General features: G+C 74.2%; 26 protein-coding genes. 10 read left to right on the forward strand and 16 right to left on the reverse strand.

What is annotated here, in order from left to right; genetic code table 11:
- Positions 1–67 precede the first annotated feature (67 nt).
- From AFB00_RS35765 to AFB00_RS10935, 5 genes are all read left to right on the forward strand, one after another.
- Entirely contained in the window at positions 68–1,681 is a 1,614-nt protein-coding gene (locus tag AFB00_RS35765) for a serine/threonine-protein kinase (protein WP_068797137.1), read from the forward strand.
- Positions 1,682–1,784: 103 nt separating this feature from the next.
- Positions 1,785–3,776 (forward strand): Stk1 family PASTA domain-containing Ser/Thr kinase, encoded by a 1,992-nt coding sequence (gene pknB, locus AFB00_RS10920; RefSeq protein WP_068797138.1) that lies wholly within the window; start codon positions 1,785–1,787, stop codon positions 3,774–3,776.
- 17 nt (positions 3,777–3,793) lie between these two features.
- Positions 3,794–4,429, forward strand: a complete 636-nt coding sequence (locus AFB00_RS10925) for an aminodeoxychorismate/anthranilate synthase component II (protein ID WP_068797139.1) — start codon at positions 3,794–3,796, stop codon at positions 4,427–4,429.
- 172 nt (positions 4,430–4,601) lie between these two features.
- Positions 4,602–4,862: a cell division protein CrgA gene (crgA, locus tag AFB00_RS10930; RefSeq protein WP_068797140.1), complete on the forward strand. Its 261-nt coding sequence runs from the start codon at positions 4,602–4,604 to the stop codon at positions 4,860–4,862.
- A 59-nt stretch (positions 4,863–4,921) separates the two neighbouring features.
- Positions 4,922–5,383 (forward strand): PH domain-containing protein, encoded by a 462-nt coding sequence (locus AFB00_RS10935; RefSeq protein ID WP_197519817.1) that lies wholly within the window; start codon positions 4,922–4,924, stop codon positions 5,381–5,383.
- A 122-nt stretch (positions 5,384–5,505) separates the two neighbouring features.
- Here AFB00_RS10935 and AFB00_RS10940 read toward each other — a convergent pair whose 3' ends face one another.
- Together AFB00_RS10940 and AFB00_RS10945 are read right to left on the reverse strand one after the other, a co-directional pair.
- Positions 5,506–6,225: a rhomboid family intramembrane serine protease gene (locus AFB00_RS10940; RefSeq protein WP_068800202.1), complete on the reverse strand. Its 720-nt coding sequence runs from the start codon at positions 6,223–6,225 to the stop codon at positions 5,506–5,508.
- A gap of 328 nt (positions 6,226–6,553) precedes the next feature.
- Positions 6,554–7,099: a peptidylprolyl isomerase gene (locus tag AFB00_RS10945; RefSeq protein ID WP_068797141.1), complete on the reverse strand. Its 546-nt coding sequence runs from the start codon at positions 7,097–7,099 to the stop codon at positions 6,554–6,556.
- A 43-nt stretch (positions 7,100–7,142) separates the two neighbouring features.
- Between AFB00_RS10945 and AFB00_RS10950 the strand changes: the two genes are divergently transcribed.
- Positions 7,143–7,547 carry a hypothetical protein gene (locus tag AFB00_RS10950; RefSeq protein WP_068797142.1) on the forward strand — a complete coding sequence of 135 codons (405 nt, stop codon included), beginning with the start codon at positions 7,143–7,145 and terminating at the stop codon, positions 7,545–7,547.
- 13 nt (positions 7,548–7,560) lie between these two features.
- On the opposite strand, the gene AFB00_RS10955 is transcribed toward AFB00_RS10950, so the two are convergent.
- A complete protein-coding gene (locus AFB00_RS10955; RefSeq protein ID WP_231974320.1) occupies positions 7,561–8,709 on the reverse strand; it encodes an alpha/beta hydrolase family protein in 1,149 nt (382 codons plus the stop codon).
- 250 nt (positions 8,710–8,959) lie between these two features.
- Between AFB00_RS10955 and AFB00_RS10960 the strand changes: the two genes are divergently transcribed.
- Positions 8,960–9,502, forward strand: a complete 543-nt coding sequence (locus AFB00_RS10960; protein ID WP_068797143.1) for a hypothetical protein — start codon at positions 8,960–8,962, stop codon at positions 9,500–9,502.
- Positions 9,503–9,623: 121 nt separating this feature from the next.
- Here AFB00_RS10960 and AFB00_RS10965 read toward each other — a convergent pair whose 3' ends face one another.
- The 6 genes from AFB00_RS10965 to AFB00_RS10990 form a co-directional block, all read right to left on the reverse strand.
- Positions 9,624–10,184: a GNAT family N-acetyltransferase gene (locus AFB00_RS10965; RefSeq protein ID WP_197519818.1), complete on the reverse strand. Its 561-nt coding sequence runs from the start codon at positions 10,182–10,184 to the stop codon at positions 9,624–9,626.
- 69 nt (positions 10,185–10,253) lie between these two features.
- Entirely contained in the window at positions 10,254–11,021 is a 768-nt protein-coding gene (locus tag AFB00_RS10970) for a dihydrofolate reductase family protein (protein ID WP_083275432.1), read from the reverse strand.
- Entirely contained in the window at positions 11,018–11,884 is an 867-nt protein-coding gene (gene folP, locus AFB00_RS10975; RefSeq protein WP_068797145.1) for a dihydropteroate synthase, read from the reverse strand. The genes AFB00_RS10970 and folP overlap by 4 nt, the downstream gene beginning before the upstream one ends.
- A 140-nt stretch (positions 11,885–12,024) precedes the next feature.
- Positions 12,025–14,550 (reverse strand): rifamycin-inactivating phosphotransferase, encoded by a 2,526-nt coding sequence (rph, locus tag AFB00_RS10980; protein WP_156819486.1) that lies wholly within the window; start codon positions 14,548–14,550, stop codon positions 12,025–12,027.
- A 122-nt stretch (positions 14,551–14,672) separates the two neighbouring features.
- Entirely contained in the window at positions 14,673–15,881 is a 1,209-nt protein-coding gene (locus AFB00_RS10985; RefSeq protein ID WP_068797147.1) for an acyl-CoA dehydrogenase family protein, read from the reverse strand.
- Positions 15,882–15,897: 16 nt separating this feature from the next.
- Positions 15,898–16,428 (reverse strand): SCP2 sterol-binding domain-containing protein, encoded by a 531-nt coding sequence (locus AFB00_RS10990; protein ID WP_083275433.1) that lies wholly within the window; start codon positions 16,426–16,428, stop codon positions 15,898–15,900.
- Between the two features lie 94 nt (positions 16,429–16,522).
- Here AFB00_RS10990 and AFB00_RS10995 point away from each other — a divergent pair, with 94 nt between their 5' ends.
- A complete protein-coding gene (locus AFB00_RS10995) occupies positions 16,523–17,146 on the forward strand; it encodes a TetR/AcrR family transcriptional regulator (protein WP_068797148.1) in 624 nt (207 codons plus the stop codon).
- Between the two features lie 10 nt (positions 17,147–17,156).
- On the opposite strand, the gene AFB00_RS11000 is transcribed toward AFB00_RS10995, so the two are convergent.
- The 3 genes from AFB00_RS11000 to deoC all read right to left on the reverse strand — a co-directional run bounded on the left by AFB00_RS11000 (position 17,157) and on the right by deoC (position 19,783).
- A complete protein-coding gene (locus AFB00_RS11000; protein ID WP_068797149.1) occupies positions 17,157–17,768 on the reverse strand; it encodes a mycothiol-dependent nitroreductase Rv2466c family protein in 612 nt (203 codons plus the stop codon).
- Entirely contained in the window at positions 17,765–19,009 is a 1,245-nt protein-coding gene (locus tag AFB00_RS11005; RefSeq protein WP_068797150.1) for a hypothetical protein, read from the reverse strand. The genes AFB00_RS11000 and AFB00_RS11005 overlap by 4 nt, the downstream gene beginning before the upstream one ends.
- 63 nt (positions 19,010–19,072) lie before the next feature.
- Positions 19,073–19,783, reverse strand: a complete 711-nt coding sequence (deoC, locus tag AFB00_RS11010) for a deoxyribose-phosphate aldolase (RefSeq protein ID WP_068797151.1) — start codon at positions 19,781–19,783, stop codon at positions 19,073–19,075.
- A gap of 129 nt (positions 19,784–19,912) precedes the next feature.
- Between deoC and AFB00_RS11015 the strand changes: the two genes are divergently transcribed.
- Positions 19,913–20,392 (forward strand): STAS domain-containing protein, encoded by a 480-nt coding sequence (locus tag AFB00_RS11015; protein WP_068797152.1) that lies wholly within the window; start codon positions 19,913–19,915, stop codon positions 20,390–20,392.
- Position 20,393: 1 nt separating this feature from the next.
- Here the strand turns inward: AFB00_RS11015 and AFB00_RS11020 are convergent, their stop codons facing one another.
- The gene (locus AFB00_RS11020) at positions 20,394–21,080 is read right to left on the reverse strand and encodes a GntR family transcriptional regulator (protein WP_197519819.1); all 687 of its coding nucleotides are present in this window, start codon (positions 21,078–21,080) and stop codon (positions 20,394–20,396) included.
- A 98-nt stretch (positions 21,081–21,178) separates the two neighbouring features.
- Between AFB00_RS11020 and AFB00_RS11025 the strand changes: the two genes are divergently transcribed.
- Entirely contained in the window at positions 21,179–23,995 is a 2,817-nt protein-coding gene (locus AFB00_RS11025) for an FAD-binding and (Fe-S)-binding domain-containing protein (RefSeq protein WP_197519820.1), read from the forward strand.
- A 105-nt stretch (positions 23,996–24,100) separates the two neighbouring features.
- Here AFB00_RS11025 and AFB00_RS11030 read toward each other — a convergent pair whose 3' ends face one another.
- The 3 genes from AFB00_RS11030 to AFB00_RS11040 form a co-directional block, all read right to left on the reverse strand.
- Positions 24,101–25,237 carry an RNA polymerase sigma factor gene (locus tag AFB00_RS11030; RefSeq protein WP_068800207.1) on the reverse strand — a complete coding sequence of 379 codons (1,137 nt, stop codon included), beginning with the start codon at positions 25,235–25,237 and terminating at the stop codon, positions 24,101–24,103.
- 9 nt (positions 25,238–25,246) lie between these two features.
- Entirely contained in the window at positions 25,247–25,654 is a 408-nt protein-coding gene (locus AFB00_RS11035) for a YciI family protein (protein ID WP_068797154.1), read from the reverse strand.
- 108 nt (positions 25,655–25,762) lie between these two features.
- On the reverse strand, positions 25,763–26,380 hold the full coding sequence (locus AFB00_RS11040; RefSeq protein ID WP_068797155.1) for a stage II sporulation protein M: 618 nt from the start codon (positions 26,378–26,380) through the stop codon (positions 25,763–25,765).
- Between the last annotated feature and the right edge of the window lie 57 nt (positions 26,381–26,437).

A 26,437-nucleotide genomic window follows, 5' to 3' on the forward strand; every position in this document is an offset into this window, starting at 1 on the left:
TCCCCGGCGCCACGGCGCACCCGGTACATCCGGTGCACCCGGCCCGGCGCAGGCCCCCGGCGGCACCGTGAGCGCGCTGGCGGCCGGACAGCTGATCTCCGATCGGTACCAGCTGGACCGGCGGATCGCGGTCGGCGGGATGGGCGAGGTCTGGGAGGCCTCGGACACCCGGCTCGGCCGCAGCGTCGCGGTGAAGGTCCTCAAGGCCGACCTCTCCGACGATCCCGAGTTCCTGCACCGGTTCCGGATCGAGGCCCGCACGGTCGCCTCGCTGGACCACTCCGGCATCGCCTCGGTGCACGACTACGGCGAGGACGACGGCGTCGCCGGCACCGGCACCGGCCGGACCGCCTACCTGGTGATGGAGCTGGTCCGTGGCGAGCCGCTGTCGTCCCGGATCGGGCGCGGCCCGATCCCGTCGGACGAGGCGCTGGACATCATCGAGCAGGCCGCCCGGGCGCTGCAGGCCGCGCACGAGCGCGGGTTCGTGCACCGCGACGTGAAGCCGGGAAACATCCTGCTGCGCACCGACGGTGTCGTGAAGCTGACCGACTTCGGCATCGCGAAGGCGGCCGACGCCGTCCCGGTGACCCGGTCCGGGATGGTGATGGGCACCGCGCACTACATCGCACCCGAGCAGGCGTCCGGCGAGGAGGCCGGGCCGTCCGGCGACGTGTACTCGCTCGGCATCGTCGGCTACGAGTGCCTCGCCGGGGTCCGCCCGTTCCGCGCCGAGAGCGCGGTCGCGGTGGCGATGATGCAGGTCCGCGACGAGCCGCCCCCGCTGCCGTCGGAGCTGCCGGAGCGGGTCCGCGAGCTGATCTCCGCCGTGCTCGTCAAGGAGCCGGACCAGCGCTACACCGACGGCGGCGAGTTCGCCGAGGCGGTCGCGGCCGTGCGGCGCGGGCACCGGCCACCGCCGCCCGGCATCCCGGCCCCGGTGGGCGACGCCCCCGGCTTCCGCCCGGAGGACGACCCGTCCGACGGCCCGCACCGGCACCGCACCGGCGACGGCCGTACCGGCGGCGACGGCAGTGGGCTCCCAGACGTCCCCGGGCCGGCCGATCCGCCCGTCCGCTCCCCGCGGCACGGCGTGCACACCGGCGAGGGCCCCGGCGCCCGGCCGGTGACCGGCCCCGGCACCCGTCCGGCCACCGGACCCGGTTCGCGGCCGGCCACCGGCGAGCACGGCGTCCGGCCGGGCCCACCGGGACCCGGCATGCCGCCCGCACGCCCCCTGTCCGGTCCGCTCCCGGTCCCGCCGCCCGGCGTGCTCGGCCGGCCCCCCGGACCCGACGGACGGCGCCCCGACGGCCGCCCCGGCCAGCCCCCGCCCGGTCCGCCGCCCCGGCACGGAGCGGTCGGGCGGCGTCCGTCGCGGCCGCCGCTGCGCAACCGGGCCGGCACCGACCAGCCGCACCCGTCCGGTCCGCTGGACCTCACCCCGAAGCGCTCCGGCCGGGCGAAGGCCTGGCTGGCGGTGCTGTTCGTGCTGCTGAGCATCGCGGCCGTGCTGCTCGCGGTGATGATCATCCGCGAGGTGTCGCCGGGTGGTTCCCGGATCGGATCACTGGGCACCGGCGACACCGGTACCGTTGTGGTCGCCGCCGGGCGGTCGACGGTCGATCCGCCGCGCCCCGCCCTCGTACCGCCCCGCGGATCACCGGAGACCTTCCGGTGATCCCACAGAACCGGCGGCCCGGCGCACGCGCCCGCCGTCCGGGAGTGATCACGAACGCCGACCGGCATGATGAGTACGCCTCCGACCCCGGGAACCTGAACCGATGACGACACCGCGTCTGCTCTCCGAGCGCTACGAGCTGGGCGACCCGCTCGGCTACGGCGGCATGTCCGAGGTCCACCGCGGCCTCGACACCCGGCTGGGCCGGGACGTGGCGGTGAAGGTGCTGCGTGCCGACCTGGCCAGGGACCCGCAGTTCCAGCTGCGGTTCCGGCGGGAGGCGCAGAACTCGGCGTCGCTGAACCATCCCGCGATCGTCGCCGTGTACGACACCGGCGAGGTCGAGTCCGAGTTCGGGCCGCTGCCGTACATCGTCATGGAGTTCGTCGACGGCCAGACGCTGCGCGAGATCGTCAAGACGACCGGCCCGATGACCCAGCAGCGGGTCGTCGAGGTGATGGCCGACGTCTGCGCCGCACTCGACTTCTCGCACCGGCACGGGATCATCCACCGCGACGTCAAGCCGGCCAACGTCATGATCAACGGCGTCGGCGCGGTCAAGGTGATGGACTTCGGTATCGCCCGCGCACTGGGTGAGGGCCAGAACGTCACCCAGACCGCCGCGGTGATCGGTACCGCGCAGTACCTGTCCCCGGAGCAGGCCCGCGGCGAGGCCGTGGACGCCCGGTCGGACGTCTACGCCGCAGGCTGCGTCCTGTTCGAGCTGCTCACCGGGGAACCGCCGTTCACCGGCGACACCCCGGTCGCGGTCGCCTACCAGCACGTCCGGGAGGACCCCCGGGCCCCGTCGGAGCTGAACCCCTCGGTGCCGCCCGCGCTCGACGCCGTCGTCCTCAAGGCGCTGAGCAAGAACCCGGTCAACCGCTACCAGTCCTCCGCCGAGATGCGGGCGGACCTGGTCCGGGTGCGCAACGGCGAGCCGGTGCACGCCCCGCTGGTGATGAGCGACTACGAGCGCACCCAGATGATGGCGCACGACGACGCCACCGCCGCGATGCCGACCCGCCGGATGGCCGGTCCGGCGACCGGCCGGCACGTCATGCCGCCCGAGCACGACGGGTACGACGAACCGCGGCGCGGCAACGGCAAGAAGATCGCGCTGTGGCTGATCGGCGTCGCCGTCCTCGGCCTGCTCGCCTTCGTCGGGTTCCAGGTCTTCTCGAACTCCTCACCGGCCCAGGTGTCGGTGCCGGACGTGCTCGGCCAGACCCCGGAGCAGGCCCGTCAGACGATCACCACCGCCGGGCTGCTGTTCGACCGGCAGGACCAGCCGTCGGAGGTCGGGCAGGTCGGTCAGATCGTCCGGACCGATCCCGGTGGCGGCAACCAGGTCGCCGAGAACAGCCGGGTGACGGTCTTCGTCGGTACCGGGCCCGCCGAGGTCACGGTGCCGTCGGTGGTCGGCAGCACCCCCGACGACGCCGAGCGCCAGCTCCGCGACGCGGGGCTGGCCGTCGGGAACCGCACCGAGCAGGAGACGGCGGACGCGGGCCAGGTCGGCAAGGTCATCCGGACCGACCCGGGCCCCGGCCAGCGGGTGCCCGGCAACTCCCCGGTCGCGCTGATCGTCGGCAAGGAGCAGACGACGGTCCAGGTGCCGGACGTCAGCGGCCAGAGCGCCGAGCAGGCGGCGGCGACGCTGCGCAGCGCCGGTTTCAACTCGCTCAGCACGAGCGAGGTCGACGGCGGTGGATCGGCCGGCCAGGTGGTCGGGACCGACCCGGCGGCCGGCACCCGGGTGGCCCGGGACCAGACGATCACGATCCAGGTCAGCCGGGGTACCGGATCCCAGGTCCCGAGCGTCGTCGGCCAGCGGATCAACGACGCGATCAGCACGCTGCGCGAGGCCGGGATCTCGTACACGACCCGGTCGGTCGAGGTCTCGGACTCCTCGCAGAACGGCGTCGTGCTGAACCAGAGCCCCTCCGGCGGCTCGGAGCTGTCGGACGGCCAGAGCGTCTCGCTGACCGTCGGCCGGGCCTCCGGCTCCGGTGACGACGGCGGCAGCAGCGGCGGCCCGGGCGGCAGCGACTCCACCGACGAGCCCGGAAACAGCGGGTTCCCGTTCAACTGATCAGGGAGGATGAGGGCGTGCGCGTACTCGTCGTCGACAACTACGACAGCTTCGTCTACAACCTGGTCCAGTACCTCGCCCAGCTCGGCGCCGAGCCGGTCGTCCGCCGCAACGACGAGGTCGAGCTCGACGAGCTCGACGACGTCGCCGCCGTGCTCGTCAGTCCCGGCCCCGGGACCCCGGAGCGGGCGGGGCGCAGCGTCGAGGTGATCCGGCGGGCCGCCGCGACCGAGAAGCCCCTCCTGGGCGTCTGTCTCGGCCACCAGGCCCTCGCGACCGCCTGGGGCGGGGTCGTGGAGCGGGCCCCCGAGCTGCTGCACGGGAAGACCTCCCAGGTGTTCCACGACGAGTCCGGCGTGCTCGCCGGGCTGCCGTCGCCGTTCACCGCGACCCGGTACCACTCGCTGACGATCGCCCCGGACGGTCTGCCCGCCGAGCTGGAGGTCACCGGGCGCACCGAGACCGGCCTGATCATGGCGGTGCAGCACCGGGAGCTGCCGATCGCCGGGGTGCAGTTCCACCCCGAGTCGGTGCTCACCGAGGGCGGGCACCGGATGCTGGCGAACTGGCTCCGCGCGGCCGGTGCGGCGGTGCCCGAGCCGCTCGTCGAGGAGCTGTCCGACCAGATGCGGGCCCTCGTCGCCGGCGTGTGACGCCGGTCGTTTCCGCCGTGTGACGCAACAGGGCGCGCATCCGCGCTACCGTGGTGGGTGGATCCGTCCGGGTCGCCCGCTCCCGCGATGCGCGCCCCGTCGCAGGTCCCGCCCCCGGCCGGCGCACCGGCCGGACCCCGTGTCCGCAGCGACAGCCGATGAGGTCCGACAGATGCCCAAGTCGAAGGTCCGCAAGAAGGCGGCCTACACCCCACCACCGGTGAGCCGCACCCCGCAGAAGATCGCCGGGCCGACGCATCCCGCCTACATCGCGGTGATGGTCGCCATGTGGGTCCTGGGGCTGGGCTGGCTCGTCGTGAACTATCTCGCCGGGCCGTCGATCCCGTTCATGGCCGCGCTCCAGAACGGGAACTTCATCGTCGGATTCTCACTCATCGTGATCGGCCTGCTCATGACGATGAGATGGCGCTGACCAGCTGAAACACATGAGAGTGAGTTATCCTCACTGTGGATGGAAGCTGTGGACAACCGGTGCCGAGCACGCTGGGTGATCACAATGGACGGCACTCCTGGTCCACACCGGCCGGTGCCGTCGTCGCGCTGTGGGTGCTCGCCGTCGTCGCGGTCGGGTGGCTGGTGGCACTGGTCCTGACCGGCGCCGATCCGGCCGGTCGGCTGATCGCCGGTGCGGCCGCGCTGGGGCTGGGACTGGCCGCGGCGTCGGGCACCAGGGCCCGGCCGCGGCTGGAGGCCGGGCCGGACGGGCTGACCGTCCGCCGGCTCACCTGGACCCGGCACGCGCCCTGGTCCCGGGTCGACGAGGTCCGGGTGCTGCACACCCGTCGCCTCGGGCGCAGCTCCACGCTGCTGGAGCTGGACCTGCGCGACGTCGACGGCGGCGAGCGACTGGTGATCCTGGGGCGCCCGGAGCTGGGCGCGGACCCGGACGAGGTCGCCGAGGTCCTGGCCGGGCTCCGCCCGGCACCGCGCTGACCGTGCAGGAGAAGGCCCCGCAGCGGGACCGGAGCCCGCGCGCCGTGGCGGGCACGGAGCCGCCGCCAGTCGGCGGGCGAGGGTCCGGCGCCGGCGCCGCACGGCGGGCCGGGCGCCGGACCTCAGAGCAGGGCGGCCACCCCGGCACCGATCAGCGCCAGTGCGACCAGCGCACCCCCGGCGATCACGGCGACCTGCACCTGCTGCCGGTTCCGCGACCCCGCGCCGAGGTAGACGAGCGCGGCGGTGACGGCGGCCCCGAACACGAGTCCGCCCAGGTGCCCCTGCCAGGAGATACCGGACAGGGTGAAGCTGATGACCACGTTCACCGCGATCACGCCGACCACCTGGCCGACCGGCAGCCGTAGCCGGCGCAGCAGCACGAACAGCGCGCCCATCATGCCGAACACGGCCCCGGACGCCCCGGCGGTCGGGGACACCGGGCTGCTGAGGAGCATCACCGCGGCCGAGCCGCCGAGCAGCGAGACGCCGTAGACGGCGACGAACCGGCCCCGGCCCAGCACCGTCTCGACCTCGCGGCCGATCACCCACAGGGCGAACATGTTGAACGCCAGGTGCAGCGGGCCGATGTGCAGGAAGCCGGACGTCACGATCCGCCAGTACTCGCCGTCGGCGACGGCGAGCGGCACCAGTGCACCCAGGTCGAACAGCGGGGACAGGAAGTTGCGGTTGAGGCTGCCCGCCGTGAACACGGTGAGCACGAAGATCGCCACGTTGACGACGATCAGCGCGGGCACGACCACCGGACGCCCGGCCCGGCTCGCGCCGGCCACGTTGCGCCAGCGCGGTTGCGCCCGTGCGGACTCCGCGAGGCAGTCCACGCAGTGCTGACCCACCGAGGCGGGCCGCAGGCACTCCGGGCAGGCCGGACGGTCGCAGCGGGTGCAGGCGAGTCCGGTCGGCCGGTCCGGGTGCCGGACGCAGACGCGTCCGCCACCACCCCCGGCGGGCGGCCCGCCCGCGGACGGCGGCGGCGATCCCGGCGCACCCTGCCACGACGGCGGGTACGACGCGGGCGCGCCGTACGGATGACCGGGACCGGACGGCGGCGGGTACGGCGACCCGCCGGTGCCGTCGGCTCCCGGCGTGCCGGAGGGTCCCGGGGACGCTCCGGCCGATGGGTGTTCTGGTCGTTCGGTCAGGGCGGGTTCAGCTCCGCTCGATCTCGACCTTCTCGATGACCACGTCGTTCAGCGGACGGTCCGCCTGACCGGTGGTCGTGCTCCCGATGCCGTCGACGACGGCCCGCGACTCGGCGTCCGCCACCTCACCGAAGATGGTGTGGCGCCGGTTGAGGTGCGGGGTCGGGCCCACGGTGATGAAGAACTGCGACCCGTTGGTGCCGGGGCCGGCGTTCGCCATCGCGAGCAGGTAGGGCCGGTCGAACTTGAGGTCCGGGTGGAACTCGTCGCCGAACTGGTAGCCGGGGCCACCACGACCGGTTCCGGTCGGGTCGCCGCCCTGGATCATGAAGCCGCTGATCACACGATGGAAGATCGAGCCGTCGTAGAACGGACCGGTGTCGCCACCGCTCGCGTTCGGCCCCGTGTAGTCCTTCGAGCCCTCGGCGAGGCCCACGAAGTTCGCCACCGTCTTCGGGGCGTGGTCGCCGAACAGCTCGACCCGGATGTCGCCCTCGTTCGTGTGCAGGACGGCCGTCGTCTTGGCGTTTCCTGGTTCCGTCACGGCTACCATCGTGCCAGTACGCAGCCGTATCCGTGGGAAGCAGGTCCGGAACATGAGCACCGACCGCAAGCGGGCGAAGGCCCGCAAGGACGCCGCCGAGGCCGTGCACACGCTCGCCGACGCCGGCCGGATCGCGAGCGGCGCCGCCGTCTCGTCGGTCTCCGAGGCGGTGTCCGGAGCGGTGTCCGACCTGTCCGGCACCGTCTCGCACCAGGTGGAGGACGCCAGGAAGGCCCTCGCCGCGGCCATCGACCCGGTCCCGGTGCGGACCCGGCGGGCGCCGTGGATCATCGCCGTCGTCGTGCTGACCGGGCTGGCCGCCTACGCCTGGGCCAAGCTCCTGCGCCGGGAGGGCGAGATCGACCCGGGCACCCCGGTCCCGGTCACGCCGCCGTCGAACCAGCAGCTCCACGGCAAGCCGATCGGGCAGGGCCCCGGGCAGGCCACCGCGGGCTGACGCAACCGAGGGCTCAGCCGAGCACACCGCGCAGGAACCCGGTCACGGCGGCCTCGTAGCCGTCCGGATCGGCGTTCCAGCTGGCGGTGTGCTCGGTACCGGCCGTCTCCCGGTAGGTCACCGGCCAGTCCAGGGCCGGCGCGGCCACCGCCAGGTCCCGGCTCAGCGAGACCGGGACCGCGGAGTCGGCGTCGCTGTGCAGGACGAGGGTCGGCGGCCGCACCGCGGGCGGGTTCCGGACCAGGTCGAAGCGGTCCAGGTCGATCCCGATCCGGTGCTCGGTGAACCGGGCCGCCACCCCCGCCAGGGACGGCGGCAGCGCCCGGTTGCGGGCCTGCCGGCGCAGGGTGCGGCGCCAGTCGAGCAGCGGCGCGTCCCAGACGACGGCCGCGACCCGGTCCGCCGTCGCGGCGCGGTCGAGGAAGGCCCCGCCGAGCGCCGCGCCCATCGACCAGCCGACCAGCACCAATCGCCGGGCGCCGCGGTCGATCGCCCAGGCCGCTGCGGCGGCCACGTCCCGCCACTCGTGGTCCCCCAGATGGGAACGGCCGTCCGGCGGGTCCGGCGCGTCTCCGTCGCCCCGGTAGCTCAGCACGACCGACGTCAGACCGGCGGCGTGCAGCGCGGGCAGCATCCGCAGCGCCTCCCGCCGGGCACCACCCCGGCCGTGGACGCACAGCGCCCAGGTCGACCCGTCCGCCCCGGCCGGGGGATCGACCAGCCAGGCCGGGGCCGGCCCCAGCTCGGTGGGGATCCCGACCGTCCGGAAACGCAGGCCCCGGGCCGCCGGATCGGGATCGAACGGCCCGGCGTCGAGCACGGCGGGGCCGAGGGCCGGGACGGGTCCGGGCCGCAGTTCGCGGACCACCCGGCGGCGGCGCCGTTCCAGGACCGGTCCGACGACGCTCAGCCCGGCCGCGGTCCGCACCCCCCAGACGCCCGGCTGGACGGCGGCACGGGTCGCCGCCAGCTCGACGGTCCCGTCCCCGACGGCGAGCACGCGCTCGGGGAGGTTCCCGGCCGGCACCGGGTGCAGCAGCACGGTCGAGTAGTGCCAGCAGACCATCACGGCTCCGCCGGCGCTCCCGGCCGCACCGGCCAGGACACCGGCGGTCGCGTAGCCGGCGACGAGCCGGGCGGACGGGGACATCGCGACGGGCACGGGCCCATCCTGCTCCCCCGGCCGACGCCCGACGCGAACGACACGATCATGAACGGTCCGTCACCGCAGCATCGCCGGTCATGCACGTCGAGCGAAGGTTGCCACTCGTTCGGGTGAAACCCTTATCAAGATCACTTCGTAGCGCAACCGTCCGTGCGCGGTTTCGTTGTGCCGTCCGAGGGACGACGTGGATCGCACGCCGTCCCTCACGCTCCCCGAATACCCCCCATCAGTTGGAAAGGACGCGCGAATGAACTCGCTCGCCCGCAACGCGCTCCGGCTCTCCCTGGCCGGCGCGGGAATCGCCGTGCTGGGTGCCGGTGCCGTCGGCCAGGCGTCGGCCGCCGAACTGCCGGAGCTCGACGACACCCTCGACACCTCGTCGGTCACCGACACGCAGGACGCCGTGGACACCGACGACCTCCAGATCGGCTCGTTCAGCCAGATCGAGGCCCCCGAGGTCGCCTCCTCCGAGCTGCCGGAGTTCTCCTCCGACTCGCTCGCCGACCTGCTGCCGACCGACGACGCGGCCACGGACGACGTGCTGCCCGGCGGCGACCACCAGGCGGCCGACGACTCCGGCGACTCGGACGACTCGGACGACTCCGACGAGGACCGCTCCGGCTCCTCCTCCGACGAGGGCTCCTCCACGCTCGACGGGCTCCCCACCGACGAGCTGTCCACCGACTCGCTCTCCGCGGACGCGCTGCCGCTGGACTCGGCCACCGAGGCCCTGCCCGTCCTGGACATCCCGGAGGTCATGTACCTCGAGGCACCCGGCGTCAGCCTCTGACCGTCGGCGTCTCGAACGTCGGTCGCCGGGCTCCCCGACCGGCACCCCAACGGCCGCCCGTCCCGATCCGCCCGTCCGCACCGGGCGCGGTCCGGGGCGGGCGGCCGTCCCCGTCCCGGGGTCAGTACCGGCCGTGGCGCCAGGTGGGCGGCGGTGCCGGGGCCACCGGCGCGCGCACGATCAGCTCGTACCGGGCGAAGCCGCCGCCGTCGTCCTGGACCCGGTGGGTGAACCGGAAGCCGGCCCGCCGCGCCACCCCGATCGACGCCGTGTTGGCCGGGTCCACGTCGATCGAGATCAGCTGCACGTCGCCCCGTTCCCCCAGGTAGCGCGACGCCAGCCGGACGGCGCGGGTCGCGAGACCGCGTCGCCGGAACGCCGGGTAGATCCCGTAGGCCAGGGCGGCCCGGCGGCCGGCGTGGTCGAGATCGACGTCGATGGTGCCGGCGAGCACCGCCCCGTCCTCGACGCGGATGCCGAAGCTGAGCTTCGGGCCGCCGTCGGCCCAGCGCTCGATCGCCCGGCGCACGTGCGCGCGGACGGTGGCGAGCGTGCCCGGTCCACCGTTCAGCCAGCGCACCAGCTCGGCGTCCTCCCCGGCGAGGTGCGGTTCCACGTCGTCCCACCCGAGCGGGCTGAGAACGACCACGCCGTCCACCAGCGTGTGGGAGGGCCTGGGCACGACGTCCATCCTGCCGCACCCGTCGCCGTACGTGACCGGGCCCTGCCCCAGGATGATTCGGCTGCGGGATCAGCCCGCGGCGGAGTCCCCGACGCGGTACCGGATCAGCAGGGTGTCGTCGCCGGTGACCACGCTGAGCAGCTCGAGCCGGGCCGGGTCCATGCCCGCGCCACGGGCGATCCGGCCGGCTCCGCCGGACACCAGGAACGGCGCCACGGTCAGGCGCAGCTCGTCGACCAGCCCGGCCTCGGCGAGGCTGCCGAACAGCGCCGGGCCACCCATACAGTTGACCCGGCGCAGTCCCCGCCGCTGCAGCTCCGCGACCGCGGCACCGAGGTCCACCGCACCGTCGCCGGTCAGGACGACGTCGGCACCCGCGTCGGACCACCGGTCGCGCAGCCCGGCGGAGACGGACTCGCAGGTGAACACGATCGTCGGGACGAGGGTGTCGGTCAGCACCGGCGCCGACGGGTCCAGGGACCTCCCCGACGAGGTCACGACCGCGGTCACCGGGACCCCGGCGAGCCCGAACCGGCGGCGGCGGTCGTCCATCCGGTCGTTGTGCTTGACGCCGGTGAAGCCCTCGGAGGTGGCGGTCCCGGCCGCGACCAGCACGACGTCGGCGAGATCGGTCCCCAGGTCCAGCACCACCCGGTCCGGCGGGGTGGACAGGCCGGCCGAGCCGCCCTCGACCTCGACCGCCCCGTCCGCGCTGGACACGAAGTTGACCGCGACCCGGACACCGGTGCCGTCCGGGTAGGCGTAGAGCCGCTCCAGGTCCTCGGTCGTGAGCGGGCCGGCGTCGCCCGCCGGGAAGATCTGCTGGATTCCGGTCACGCCAGCAGTCTCACCGCCCGCGACGGCATCCGCTCGCCGCGCACGGTCGCGACCATCTCGCAGGTCTCCCGGGTGGCCCGTGCCTGGTGCGCCCGCACCATCGCCACGCCCCGGTCCGCGGCGAGCGCGGTCGCGGCGAGCGTGCCGGTCAGGCGTTCCTCCAGCGGGACGCCGAGCGACTCCCCGACCACGGTCTTGTTCGACATCGCCAGCAGCACCGGCCAGCCGGTCGCGACCATCTCGTCGATCCCCCGCAATACCTGGAGGCTGTGCAGGGTGTTCTTCGAGAAGTCGATCGCCGGGTCGATCAGGATCCCCGCGGCCGGGACCCCGGCGGCCACCGCCTTCTCGGCCAGCGCCACGGTCTGGGTGATCACGGTGGCGAGGACGTCGGCGTACCGCGGCCGGTGCGGTTCGGTGCGCGGGGTGACGTGGTCGGTGTGGGCGCTGACGTACCCGGCGCCGTACCGGGCCGCGACGTCGAGGATCGCCGGGTCCGCGGCCGCCCAGTTGTCGTTGACCAGATCGGCACCGGCCGCGCACACGGCCTCGGCCGGGCCCGCCCGGAACGTGTCGACGGAGATGACGACGTCCGGGAACTCCCGGCGCGCCCACTCCACCGTCGGGACGATCCGGTCGATCTCGTCCTGCTCGGTCACCTCGGTGCCCGGGCTGGCGGGGACCCCGCCGATGTCGATGACGTCGGCACCCTCCCGGACGACGGCCGCGATCCGGTCCCGCGCGGCCTGCTCGGCGAACGTGACCCCGTGGTCGTAGAACGAGTCGGGGGTCCGGTTGACGATCGCCATGACCATCGCCCGGTCACGGTTCCAGGTGCGTCCGCGGAACGTCAGGCTCGGCACTCGTCCTCCTCGTGGCACGACACCGGCTCGCCCGGCTCACCCCCATCCTCACCGCTCGCCGGCCGCCGGGCCCGGGCACCCCACGATCGACGTGCACGATGACGCCGGTGCGGGGGCGTTACCGTGCGGGTCGCCGACGGTCACCCGTCGAGCAGCTCCACGTACCCACCGGTCCCGTCGACCCGGATCCGCTGCCCGTCGGCGATCAGCCGGGTCGCCCCCGGCACCCCGACGACGGCGGGCAGCCCGTACTCCCGCGCCACCACCGCGCCGTGGGTCATGAGCCCGCCCACCTCGGTCACCAGGCCGGCGACCGCGACGAACGCCGGTGACCAGCTGGGATCGGTGAACGCCGTGACCAGGACGTCACCCGGCCCCAGATCGGCACCGGACAGGTCCCGCAGGACGCGGGCCCGCCCCTCGACGACACCGCCGGAGACCGCCAGCCCGGCCAGCGCCCCGTCCGGCAGGTCCGTCCGCCGGTAGGTGCCGTTCGCCGTCTCCCCGTCGGAGGTCACGACCCGCGGCGGGGTCAGCGTCCGGTTGCGGTCCAGCTCCGCCCGGCGTTCGCGCAGGAGCCGGGCGTCGGCGCGGCCGGTCCGGACGACCTCGCGCAGCTCGTCGAACCGGAGCAGGACGGCGTCGCCCCGGTCGGCGAGCACCCCGTCGGCGACCAGGCGGCCGGCCTCGGCCATGATCGCCCGCCGGTACAGGAGATACCGGCTGACCAGGCCGTACTTCGGGTACTCGCGGTACCCGATGAAGGTGCGCAGCCGGTCGATCATCGTCGCGGTCTCCCGGGCCTTCCGCTCACCGCCGGGCAGCGCGCGCAACCGTTCCAGCAGGTCCTTCGCGGTGGCCGACGCCTGCTGCGCACCGTGGGCGAAGCGCCGCCGCCCCGCGCCCGGCTCGGCGTGGTCGATGTGGCCGAGCAGCACCGGCAGCAGTGCCGCGGGATCCTCGCCCCAGCGCGGCCGGCCGAGGTCGATCTCCCCGACGCAGCGCATGCCGTAGACCTCGAGGAAGGACCGGAGCACCGCGGCGGGGACGGCGGGCAGCCGGTCCAGGACGTCGTCCCCGCCCGCCCGCAGGACGGCGACGGCGTCGGCGTGCGGGCGGATCGCGTCGGCCACGTCCAGCAGCGCGAGCCCCATCTCGGAGGTGACGTTGCCCGGCGCGGACAGGGTGAGCGTGCCGGCCGCGTCCGGCACGCCCAGCCAGGCGTGCAGGTGCTCGTCGAGCCAGTGCGCGGCGTCCATCGCCGTGGTGAACACCTGGTGGCTGCGCGGGTCGAGCAGCAGCCGGCGCAGCTCGGCGACGTCGGCGGTCACGGCGTCGAACACGTCCGTCCCCCGGCGGCCCTCCAGGTCCCGTGCGGCGGCCGCGACCGAGGCCCGGTTGTCCGCGACCAGCTCGGCGACGAGACCCGGATCGGCGTCGATGGGCTCCCGCGGCGCGACCGCGGGCGGGCCGGTCCCCTCCTCCGCCGGGCCGGGTCCGACCCGGTCTCCGACCGTGCGCAGTGCGTCCCCCACCAGCGGATCCGTCCGGTCCCAGCCCTGCAGGAACGGGTCCCGCGCCGCAGGCGAGGCCAGGATTCGCGTCACATCGACATAGAGCCGCCCGCCGATCTCGGTCATCGGCCGTGGTGTGGTCAGCTGCCACACGGACAGCCCGAGCGGCGTCATCGCGTCGGTCATCATCTGCTGGTGCCCGACCGAGAGGTGGACACGGGTGCGGCCGTCCGGACTCCGCGGGACGGGGAACAGCGTGGTGACCGGCCGGCTCTGGACGATCCGGAACGCGTCGCCGGACAGGCACCACTCGACGTCCTGCGGGCACCCGGCACGTGCCTCGATCGACCGTCCCAGCTCGGCGAGCCGGACGACCTGCGCGGTCGTGAGCACCGGCCGCCGCTGCTCCTCCGGTGCGACGGGCCGGACCCGGGTCCCGCCACCGGCCGCCGGACGGACCGCCGAGGTCTTGACGGCGACCGCCCGGTCGACGACCACGCCGTCGCGCACGGTGAACCGGTCCGCGGCCGCCCGGCCGGAGACCAGCGCCTCGCCCAGCCCCGGGACCGCCTCGACCACGCACACCCGCCGGTCCGACGTCAGCGGGTCGGCCGTGAACAGGACGCCGGACGCGTCCGCCGCCACCATCCGCTGCACGACCACCGCCATCTGCACCGACCGGTGGTCGACGCCGTGGCTCGACCGGTAGGCGACGGCACGGTCGGTGAACAGCGACGCCCAGCATGCCCGGACGTGCGCCACCACCTCGGACGCCCGGACGTGCAGGTAGGTGTCCTGCTGCCCGGCGAACGACGCCTCCGGGAGGTCCTCGGCGGTGGCGCTGGACCGGACGGCGTACGTGGCGTCACGGTCCAGGGCCCGGGCCAGCGCGTCCACGACGTCGTCCGGGACGGCGAGCCCGGCGACCAGCTCCCGGACGGCGGCGCTCCCCCCGTCCGTCCCCAGCCGCGCGATCCGGTCCGCCAGCTCCGGAGCACCCGCCACGGCCCGGCGGAACACCCCGGTCGGTACGCACACCCCGGGCGGCACGTCGACGCCCGGGATCCGGGACAGCTCGCCGAGGTTGACGGCCTTCCCACCCACCTCGGCGAACCGGCTCCGGTCGACGTCCTGCAGATTCAGTACGGGCAACTCGCCCTCCACTCCCCCTGGATCGCCGCAGGTCACGGCGTCCGGCAGGGAATGGTGCGGGACGGGGTGGGGCTTGCCGCAAGCCCCACCACCGGCTATAGCTTGAGAGTGGGAGGGGCGTGTCAGGCCAGGTGCCGCCCGCTGATCGCCCGGGCGATCACGAGCTGCTGGATCTGCTCGGTGCCCTCGAAGATGTCGTAGATCTTCGCGTCCCGGTGCATCCGCTCCACCGGGTGCTCGCGGGAGTACCCGGCGCCGCCGAGCACCTGGATCGCCCGCTCGGTCGCCCACACCGCGACCCGGCCCGCCTTGAGCTTGGACATCGAGCCCTCGCCCGCGGTGAACGGGACGCCGTTGCGCCCCATCCAGGCCGCCCGGTGCACGAGCAGCCGGGCCGCGTCGATCTCGGTCCTCATGTCCGCGAGGGTGAACGAGATCGACTGGTTGTCGATGATCGGGCGGCCGAACGCGACCCGGTCCTTCGCGTACTCCAGCGCGTACTCGTACGCCGCGCGGGCGATGCCGATCGCCTGGGCGCCGACGGTCGGTCGGGACATCTCGAAGGTCTGCATCGCCGCCGAGCCCTTCGAGCCCGTACCGGAACGGGCCCGGGCCAGTCGCTCGTCGAGCTTCTCCTTGCCGCCGAGCAGGCAGGATCCGGGCAGCTTCACGTCGTCGAGGAAGACGTCGGCGGTGTGCGACGCCCGCAGGCCCATCTTCTTGATCTTGCGGGTGGACTCCAGCCCGGGCGTCCCCGGCGGGACGACGAACGCGGCCTGGCCCTTGCCGCCCAGCTCCGGGTCCACGACGGCCTGCACCACGTGGATGTTCGCGATGCCGCCGTTGGTGGCCCAGGCCTTCTGCCCGGTCAGCGTCCACTCGTCGCGCGCGGCGTCGTACACGGCGCGGGTGCGCATCGCCGAGACGTCGGACCCCGCCTCGGGCTCCGACGAGCAGAACGCGCCGACCTTCGGGTCCGTCGCGTCGCCGTAGCACTGGGGGATGAACTCGATCATCTGCTCCGGGGTGCCGGAGGAGAAGATGCCGGCGACGGCGAGCGTGGTCCCGAAGATCGCCATGCCGATGCCGCCGTCGCCCCAGAAGAGCTCCTCGTTGACCAGCGGCATCGACAGGCCGGTCTCGTCACCCCAGAACGAGGCGAGCGTCTCGAAGTTGTACAGCTCGATCTTCGCGGCCTCCTGCAGGATCGGCCACGGGGTCTCCTCGCGCTCGTCCCACTCGGCGGCGGCCGGGCGCACCACGTCGGCCGCGAACCCGTGCACCCATTCCTGCAGCTCACGGTGCTCGTCGGACAGTTCGAAGGACGTCATGCCGGTCTCCTTCTCGTCAGGCCGACGGGATCTGGAACATCTTCTGCAGGGCGGTCGCGAACCCGACGTCGCCGGAGACCTTGAGCTTGCGCGTCATGAACAGGGTCACCGGGTTCGCGTTGTTGGTGACGATCTTGAGGAACTCCGTACCCGGCATGGTCAGCGCGGTCCGCGGGTCCTCGTCGGTGCCCGTGGTGACGGTGCAGACGCCGTCCTGCAGGACCGTCTGGAAGCTGTCCGTGCCCGCGCCGTCGACGATGTGCCAGTGCACGACCTGCCGGTTCCCGCTCGCACCCTTGGACGAGTAGAACTCGCTCATCCGGCCGAAGATCGCGTCCAGGATCGGCCGGCGGACGTCGGACGCCATCACGGTCGCCAGCTGCTGCTTCGACGCCCCCTTCACCAGGCGGGCGAACAACGACGGATCGACGCCTGCCGGGTCACCGTCGCGCAGCGCGGCGCCGAGGGTGCCGATCAGCTGCTCGTCGGACAGGGACTTCGGGTCGACGCTGCGGCCCAGCTCGTTGATGTCGACGATCTCGGCCATGAGCCACCTCGCTGTGGTCCTGCTCGTTTTCCCGGTACTCGCAGTACCGGATCGGTCGGGCGTTACTTTACGCAGCAGTAGGTAAGCTGTCGAGATGAGCCCCGTCCGCCGCCGGCTGCCCCCGGAGCAACGTGCCGAGCAGGTGCTCGACGCCGCGGTCCGGGTCTTCTCCCGCGCCGGGTTCCACGACGCGTCGATGGACGCCGTGGCCGAGGCGGCCGGGGTGTCGAAGCCGATGGTCTACACGCACGGCGGCGGCTCCAAGGACGAGCTGCTCCGCCGCTGCATCCGGCGCGAGGCCGACCGGTTGCTGCGCTCGGTGTCCGGGGCCGCGGCGGACGTCCCGGCCGGTACCGACGGTGCCGAGGACCGGTTGCGACGCGGCCTGCGCGCGTTCTTCGCGACCCTGACCACCCATCGCGACGGCTGGTCGGTGCTCTACCGGCAGGCCCGCACCGGCACGGTCGCCGACGAGGTGCAGGACGCGCGCGCCCGCATCGTCGACCGGGTCGCCGAGCTGCTGACCGCCGAGTTCGGTGCCCCCGGTGCCCCCGGTGCCCGCTCGGTCACCGCGCCGGTGGCCGCTGCGCTGGTCGGCGCGGCCGAGGGACTCGCCGACTGGTCGGCATCCGGCGGGACGCAGGACCCCGACGAGCTCGCCGCGATGGCACTCGCCCTGCTCTGGCCGGGCCTCGACCGGCTGCGGTCGGCCGGCTGAGCAGGAGCGCTCAGCCGAGGTCGATGCCGCCGGTCCGGGTGCGCTTGAGCTCGAAGAACCGCGGGTTGCGGGCGAGCAGGACGGCGCCGTCGAACGCGTCGAGCGCCTCCTGCCCGCGCGGGACGGCGCCGAGCACCGGCCCGAAGAACGCGGTGCCGTCGACGTGCAGGACGGGGGTGCCGACATCGTCGCCGACCGGGTCCTGACCTGCCGCGTGCTCGGCCCGGACCTCGTCGTCGTGGGCCGGGTCGTCGGCGAACGCGTGCAGTTCGGGGGCACCGACGTCGTCCAGCGCGGCGCGCAGTGCCGGATCCCGCGGCCGGACCCGTTCCTGGTGGTAGCGGTCGCCGAAGGCCCGCACGAACTCCCGCACCCCGGGCTCGCCCCGGGACCGGCGCAGCGCGGTGCCCACCCGGACCGGACGCCAGGCGCTCTCCTCGCCGCGCTCACCCTCCGGCCGGTGGTCCGCACGGCCCTCGTTCAGCACGGCCAGGCTCATCAGCCGGACCCGCAGGTCCAGGTCCCGGGCCGGCTGCACCTGCTCGGTCAGCCAGCGGAACGCGATCCAGGCGAACGGGCAGACCGGGTCCACGAACAGGTCCACCTGCGGCACGGTCGTCATCCCTCGGTGGCGGGCCGGGCCACCAGCCGCCGGGAGCGGTCGGGCAGGCGGTCGACGATCCGCCCGATCCGCTCGGTCGTCCCCTGCAGCGGGGCGAGCGCGTCGGCGAGGACCCCGATCTGCCGGTCGAGGGCGTCGATCCGGGCGGCGACCGCCCGCAGGTCGGGGGCGACGTTGGTGAGCTGGTCCGCGGCCTGGGCGAGGTTCGCGTCCAGCGCCGCGAGCCGGGGCGCGGTGCTGCCGTCCTCGGTCGCGGGGTCGGTGACGGCGGCCGCGAGCCGGTGCACCGCGCCGTCCGTGCGGACCGCGGCGACCAGCACGGACAGGTCCTCGCGCAGGTCGGCGAGCTGCCGCAGCGGTTCGACGGCGCCGGCGAGCGTCGTGAGGTCCGTGCGGCTGCCGGCCAGTTCGGTCAGCGGGCCGACGGCCTCGGCCAGCCGGGTCAGCTCCGTCCGGGCCGACGCGAGCTCCCGCACGACGGGTACGGCCCCGGCCAGCTCACCGAGGTGCTCGCCGGCCGTGGCGAGATCCCGCAGGGCGCCGACCGCGCCGGCCAGTGCGTGCAGGTCCTCCCGCACCAGTGCGAGCTCGTGCAGGTCACCCCGGACGGCGGCCAGCTCGTGCAGATCCTCGCGGACCCGGGCCAGCTCGTGCAGATCCCCGCGCACCTGGGCCAGCTCGTGCAGATCCCCGCGGACCCCGGCCAGATGGTGCAGATCCTCGCTCACACCCGCCAGTACGTGCAGGTCCTCGCGGACCTGGGCCAGCTCGTGCAGGTCGCCCCGGACCGCGGCCAGCTCGTGCAGGTCGGCCCGGGCCCCGGCCAGCTCGCGCAGCGGTTCGACCGCACCGGCCAGCGTCCCGAGGTCCCGGCGGGCCGCGGCGAGCTCCGCCAGCGACCCGGCGGCCCCGGCCAGCTCCACCACCGCGGCGGTGAGCCGGTCGATCCGTTCGACGGTCCCGGGGTCGTCCCACAGCGCGACGACCCGGCCGAGCACGTCGTCGAGCACCGGGGCGAGTCCGCGCAGGGTCGCGTCGACCCCGGCGATCCGGCCCGGCAGCGCGGCCAGCTCGGCCGCGACGCCCGGTGCCGACTCCACCGCGCGCGGCGCGTCGGCGATCCATCCCGGCAGCCGGCGCCCGATCTGCACGGCCGCGCCGACCGTCCCGACGGCGGCACCGATCAGCGTCCCGGTCACCCCCGCCGGCGACCAGGGGGACGGGACGGGCGGCTGGGCCATCGGTTCCTCCGGGGCAGGTCGGGCGGGACGGTCAGCTTCGCAGATCGGATCCGCCCGGGCCGCTCAGTAGGAGGTCTCGTCGGTGCGCGCGGCGACCGGGCCGCCGGCGTCGCGGGCCATCGCATCGTCCAGGATCGTCGCGCTGCCGCTGGTGCCGAACCGGGTCACGCCCGCGGCGTGGTGGGCGAGCACGGTGTCGAGGTCCCGGACCCCGCCGGAGGCCTTGACCTGCACCGGCGGGTGCACGGTGCCCCGCATCAGTGCGATGTGCCCGGGCGTCGCCCCGCCTCCGGCGAACCCGGTCGAGGTCTTCACGAACGCCGCGCCGGCCCGCTCGGCGGCCAGGCACCCGGCGACGATCTCGTCGTCGGACAGCAGCGCCGTCTCCAGGATGACCTTGACGACCTTCCCCCCGGCCGCCTCGACGACGGCCCGGACGTCGGCCTCGACGTCGTCGGTCAGACCGCTGCGCAGCCGCCCGATGTTGAGCACCATGTCCAGCTCGGCCGCGCCGTCGGCGAGCGCCTGCCCGGACTCGGCGACCTTGGCCTGCGTGCTGGTCGTGCCGTGCGGGAACCCGATCACGGTCCCGACCGCGACGCCGGTCCCCCGCAGCCGGGCGACCGCGTGCGCGACATCGCTCGGGCGCACGCAGACGCTGAAGACGCGGTACCGGGCGGCGACGTCCAGCTGCTCGTCCACCTCGGCCCTGGTCAGTTCCGGGCGCAGGATCGCGTGGTCGATCATCGCGGCGATCTCGGCGGCGGTGGTCACGACGGGCTCCTCTGCGGCGGGTACGGGGACGCCGAGGCTACGCGGCGTGAGCCGTCACCGAATGCGGTGACCGCCGGACACTGCAATGCTGATCGTCCGATCGAGCAGGAATGACCCGGAGGGACGGCGATGGCGGACGACGAGAGGTCCCAGCCGGTACCCGAACCCGCGGAGACCCTCCGCAGCGATCCGGGTGGGCCCGCCCTGCGTTTCGAGCGGACCCGGCACCCGTCGGGGGCCATCGTGCTGCACGCGATCGGCGCGATCGACGACGAGACCTCCGCTGACCTGTGGATCGAGCTGGGGATCTGGTCCGAGGAGAGTTCCGACCTGATCCTCGACCTCTCTCGCGTCGGTTTCCTCGGGACGGCGGGTCTGACGTCGTTGATGGAGGCCCGGGACGTGATCGGGGCCGAGGGCAAGCGACTGCGCGTCGCGTGCGGCGACAGCCGACCGGCCCGCCGGGCGCTGCAGGTCACCGGCGCGATGGAGCTCGTCGAGGTCGTGGACCGGGTCCCCGGGGAACCGTCCTCGTCGCGGGACGTGCTGTTCGGGGTGCCCGCACCGGGCGTCCGGCTGGACGGGTCCCGCCGCACCGACGAGGACTGACTCAGCCGCCCACCGGTACCGAGCTCGGCCGGGTCGCCTCCGGGCCGGCCACCCCGCCCAGCGCCCCGGCGAGGAGTTCGCGGGCCCTGGCCAGGTGCTCGTCCAGCAGCTGCGCGGCGCCGTCGCCGTCACCGGCCTCGACGAGTTCCACGATCCGCTCGTGCTCGGCGACGACGAGTTCCGGGCTGAGCAGCTGCCTCCCCTGCACCTGGGCCATGCAGAGCGTCACCTCCGACGCCAGCGACCGGTACATCCGGCTGGTGCGGACGGTGCCGGCGGCGTCGACCAGCGCGGTGTGGAACCGCATGTCCGGGTCGACGATGTCGAAGCTGGAGCCGTCCCAGCGGCGGCGGATCTCGGCATTCGCGGCGCGGGCCGCCTCGGGGACCGGGGTGCCGGAGCGCGCCAGCCGGCGCAGGACCTCGGCCTCCAGGAACGCGCGGGACAGGTAGATGTCGCGGACGTCGTCCGGGCCGAGCCGGACCACCCGGGCCGTCTTGTGCGTGGTGCGCTCCAGCAGCGACTCGGCGACCAGGCGCTCGATCGCCGCCTTCGCCGTGGCGCGCGCGACCTCGTACCGCCCGGCGACCTCGGCCTCGGTCAGCGCGGCGCCGGGGCCGAGCTCTCCGGTCAGCACGCTGCGCCGCAGATCCTCGGCGATCGCGTCGACGACCGACTGCACCGTCACCCCCACCACCACGGGACGGACCCTACCCGTACCGGCCCACTTGTCGACCCAGACGACTTGCTGAACAATGTCCGGCACCGCTCGACGAGGAGGCACCGGTGCCCCACCACGCACTGCTCGGCGCCCTGCACGACTGCGTGTCCGACCCCGGCCAGGTCCGGGCCGGGGATCTCGCCCGGCACGCCGTGGCCCCGGACGCGTCGCACTTCCACCTGGTCCCGCAGGCCGTCGTCGCACCGGGTGGTGCGTCGGAGGTCGGCCGGCTGCTGGCGCTCGCCCGGCGCAGCGGCGTGCCGCTCACGTTCCGGTCCGGCGGGACCAGCCTGTCCGGCCAGGGGGTCACCGACCAGCTGCTCGTCGACACCCGACGGCACTTCCGCGAGATCGAGATCCTCGACGACGGCCTGCGGGTACGGGTGCAGCCGGGCGTCACCGTCCGCGGTCTCAACGCCCGGCTGGCCCGGTACGGGCGGCGGTTCGGCCCGGACCCGGCGAGCGAGGCGGCCTGCACCGTCGGCGGAGTCCTGGCGAACAACGCGAGCGGCATGGCCTGCGGGACGGTCGAGAACAGCTACCGGACGCTGGAGTCGGTCGTCGCGGTGCTGCCGTCCGGCACGGTGCTCGACACCGCCGACACCGACGCCGACGAGCGGCTGCGCCTGCTCGAACCTGAGCTGTACGCGGGGCTGCTCGGCCTGCGCGAGCGGGTCCTCGCCGATCCGGCGTCGGTCGCGACGATCGAGCGGCAGTTCGCCATGAAGAACACCATGGGCTACGGGCTCAACGCCCTCCTCGACCACGACACCCCGGCCGCGATCCTCACCCACCTGCTGGTCGGCAGCGAGGGGACGCTGGCGTTCGTCGCGTCGGCGACCTTCCGCACGGTCCCGCTGCGCACCCGGATCTCCTCGGCGCTGCTCGTGTTCGACGACCTGTTCGCCGCCAGCGCGGCGCTGCCGGAGCTGGTGGCCACCGGCGCGGCGACGCTCGAGCTGATGGACGCGACGTCGTTGCGGGTCGGCCAGTCCTTCGCCGACTGCCCGCCCGAGGTCGCCCGGATCGCGGTCCGGGAGCAGGCGGCGCTGCTGGTGGAGTACCAGGCGCTGGCCGACGACGAGCTGAACGAGCAGGTCGCGGCGGCCGAGCGGACCCTCGCCGGTCTCGCCACCGCCGAACCGGCCCGGCTGAGCACCGATCCCGCGGTGCGCGCGCCGCTGTGGAAGCTGCGCAAGGGGCTGTACTCCTCGGTCGCCGGGGCGCGGCCGCAGGGCAGCACGGCGTTGCTGGAGGACGTCGTCGTCCCGGTCCCGGCGCTGGCCGGGACCTGTCGCGAGCTGGCGGTGCTGTTCGACCGCTACGCCTACCGCGACAGCGTCGTGTTCGGGCACGCGAAGGACGGCAACATCCACTTCATGCTGACCGACCGGTTCGAGACCGACGAGCAGCTCGGCCGGTACCGGGACTTCACCGAGGACATGGTCGATCTCGTCCTGGGCCACGGCGGGTCGCTGAAGGCGGAGCACGGGACCGGCCGGGTGATGGCGCCGTACGTCCGCCGCCAGTACGGCGACGAGCTGTACGACGTCATGCGCGAGGTCAAGCGGCTGTTCGACCCGCTCGGGGTGCTCAACCCGGGGGTCGTGCTCAGCGACGACCCGAACCTGCACCTGGAGCACATCAAGCTGTCCCCGGTCGTCGAGCCGGAGGTCGACCGGTGCACGTCCTGCGGGTTCTGCGAGCCGGTCTGCCCGAGCCGGGACCTCACCCTGACGCCACGGCAGCGGATCTCGGCCCGGCGCGCGATCCGCTCGGCCGAGCTGGCCGGGGACACCGGCCTCGCCGAGCGGCTGACCGCCGAGCAGGACTACGAGTCGGTGCAGACCTGCGCCGTCGACGGCATGTGCCAGACCGCCTGCCCGGTCCTGATCAACACCGGTGACCTGGTGAGGACGCTGCGCCGCGCGGACCGGTCCCGGGCCGACGCCACGGCCTGGACGTCCGCGGCCCGGCACTGGTCCACCGCCACCCGGGGCGGTTCCGCCGCGCTCAGCGCGCTGGCGAAGGCCCCCGGTCCGGCCCGCTCCGGGGTGACGGCGGCCAACCGCGCGGCCCGGCGGGTGGCCGGGTCCGACCGGGTCCCGCTCTGGTCCGGTGAGCTGCCCGGCGGCGGCCCGCGCCGGCAACGCCCGCGCCCGGACGCCGCGCCCGCCGCGGTGTACCTCCCGGCCTGCGTCAACACCCTGTTCGGCCCGGCCGGCGACGGCCCGGGGGTGCAGGCGAGCGTGGAGTCGCTGTGCGCCGCGGCCGGGATCACGCTGCTCGTCCCGTCCGGGATCGATGCGCTGTGCTGCGGAACGCCGTGGTCGTCCAAGGGGGTGCCCGGCGGCTACGACGCGATGCGGGACCGGGTCGTCCCGGCGGTGCTGGCCGCCACCCGGGACGGCGAGCTGCCGGTCCTGAGCGACGCGTCGTCGTGCACCGAGGGTTTCCACACGATGCTCGGCGAGCGGGGCGTGCGGGTGGTGGACGCGATGCGGTTTGTCGTCGACGAGGTGCTGCCCCGGCTCGGCGAGCATCCGACGGTGCCGTCGGTGTCGGTGCACCCGACCTGCTCGTCGGCCCGGCTGCAGCTCGACCCGGCCCTGCTCGCGCTGGCCGCCGAGGTGACCGGAGACGGCGGTGACGTGCACGTCCCCGACGCCTGGGGCTGCTGTGCCTTCGCCGGGGACCGCGGGATGCTGCACCCGGAACTGACCGCGTCGGCGACCGCGGACGAGGCCGCCGAGGTGTGCGAACGGGGGTCCGCGGCGCACGTGTCCTGCAACCGGACCTGTGAGCTGGGGATGACCCGCGCGACCGGGGAGCCCTACGAGCACGTCCTGGAGCTACTGGCCCGCCTCGTCAGCGCGACCTGACTCCTTCGGCTCTCCCCTCCTCCTTGTCGTACTCATGGAGCTTCGGCCTCGTCTCACGAGGCTGAAGCTCCATGAGTGGGGCGGGGGCGGGGTGCGCGTCCTGCGTCACCGGGCGTTGAGCCGGGCCGCCTGCCGCACCAGGTGATCCCGCTCCGGGGCGTTCGACGCCCGGGCCGCGGCCTCGGCGTAGAGCCGGGCCGCCGTCGCCGGATCGCCGTCCTGTTCGTGCAGGTAGGCGGCCACCGCGGTGTAGCGCGGCAGCGTGTCGGCCAGCTCGGCCAGCGCGGCCAGGCCGGCCCGCGGCCCGTCGGCCTCCCCCACGGCGACCGCCCGGTTGAGCCGGACGACCGGGCTCCCGGTCAGGCCGACCAGCTCGTCGTACCACTCGACGATCTGCACCCAGTCGGTCTCCGCGGCGGTACGGGCGTCCGCGTGCAGCGCGGCGACGGCGGCCTGCGCCTGGAACTCCCCCAGCCGGTCCCGGGCCAGCGCCGCCTGCAGGATCGTGACGCCCTCGGCGATCGCACCGGTGTCCCACAGCGTCCGGTCCTGCTCGGCGAGCGGTACCAGCGTGCCGTCCGCCGTGCGCCGGGCCGGTCGGCGCGCGTGGTGCAGCAGCATCAGCGCGAGCAGTCCGCCGACCTCCGGATGGTCGACGACGGCGGCGAGCCGGCGGGTGAGCCGGACGGCCTCCGCCGACAGGTCGACGTCACCCGAGTAGCCCTCGTTGAAGACCAGGTACAGCACCCGCAGCACGGTGGCGACGTCGCCGGGCCGGTCGAACCGCACGTCGGCGACGGTGCGCTTGGCCCGGCTGATCCGCTGCGCCATCGTCGGCTCCGGCACCAGGTACGCCTCGGCGATCTGACGGGTGGTCAGGCCGCCGACCGCGCGGAGCGTCAGCGCGACCGCCGACGACGGTGTCAACGACGGGTGCGCACACAGGAAGAACAGCTCCAGCGTGTCGTCCTCGCCCGCCGCCGGGCCCGGCTCCGGTTCGGCGTCGACCAGCTCCTCGCGCCGGCGCCGGGACGTCTCGGACCGGTTCGCGTCGAGGAACCGGCGCCAGGCGACCGTGACGAGCCAGCCCTTCGGGTCCCGCGGCGGGTCGTCGGGCCAGGTGCGGACCGCCTCGACGACCGCGTCCTGGACCGCGTCCTCGGCCGCCGCGAAGCCCGCTCCGCGACGGCCGAGGATCCCGAGCACCTCCGGGACGAGCCCCCGGAGCAATGACTCGTCGATCACGGACGGTCAGTCCGTCACCGCGGGCGGCGCGGTCAGGAACGGCCGCAGCTCCAGCCACTCGTGGATCGGCTTCCCACCGGCCCCGGGCGCCGCCGACAGCTCCCCGGCCAGCTCGACCGCGCGGTCGTAGTCGTCCACGTCGATGATCATCCAGCCGGCGATGAGGTCCTTGGTCTCGGCGAACGGGCCGTCGGTGACCGGCGGGCGTCCCTCGCCGTCGTAGCGGACGAACGTGCCGTCGGGCGAGAGCGCCTGGCCGTCGACGAACTCGCCGGTCCCCCGCAGCTTCTCGGCGAAGTCCTCCATGTACTGCACGTGGGCCGTGACCTCGTCCGGTGCCCAGTGGGCCATCGGGACGTCGTTCACCGCTGCCGGGGCGCCGCGGTAGTGCTTGAGCAGCAGGTACTTGGCCATCGTGGTCTCCTCGCCTGTGGTGCGACCCATTCTGGTCGCTCGCACACCGGGGACGGAGCCGCGCGCCGCTTCTCGACACGGCCGCCGGATATTTCTTCCGACGGATTCTCAGCCCACGAGCATCGGCGGCACGATGTAGATCAGCTCGAAGGCCTCGTAGACCGCGCCGACCACGAACAGGGCCAGCGCGGGCAGGCTGATCCAGCCCACCTGCCGGAGCCCGCGCAGGTACCCACGGCGACGGGTGTCGGCCCCGACCGACTGCGGCCGCAGCCACGCCCTCCCGAGCAGGTACGCGGCGAACATGACCAGGACGTAGGCCTGGAACTCGATCAGGATCGTCAGCGAGTGCGGGATCAGGGTCGTCATCAGCACGTCGTTGACCGGGGCGAGTGCGATCCCCAGCCCGTACGCCTTGTAGCCGGCGAGCGCGATCCCGAGGAACGGCACGACCAGCGACGGCAGCAGGATCATCGGCAGCGCGACCGTGCCGACGTTGACCGCGAAGATCGTCGCGGCGAACAGCCAGACGTTGCTGAGCAGCGACATCACCAGGTCCGTCGTGCCGTCCGCGTTCAGGGTGGCCTCGTTCGCGGCGGTCAGGTGCGGGAACGCCAGGCCCACCCCCATGCCGACGAGGGCGACGCCGTACATGACCGCGTTCATGACGAGGTAGGCGCCGAGGTTCGCGCGGACGAGCTGGAGGGTCGGGCGGAGCAGTCGCATGGGGTCATCCCGGTGGTCGGATCAGCGGTACCTACCGGACGGTAGGGAGTCCGCCCG

The organism is Pseudonocardia sp. HH130630-07 (assembly GCF_001698125.1).
Lineage (GTDB): Bacteria > Actinomycetota > Actinomycetes > Mycobacteriales > Pseudonocardiaceae > Pseudonocardia.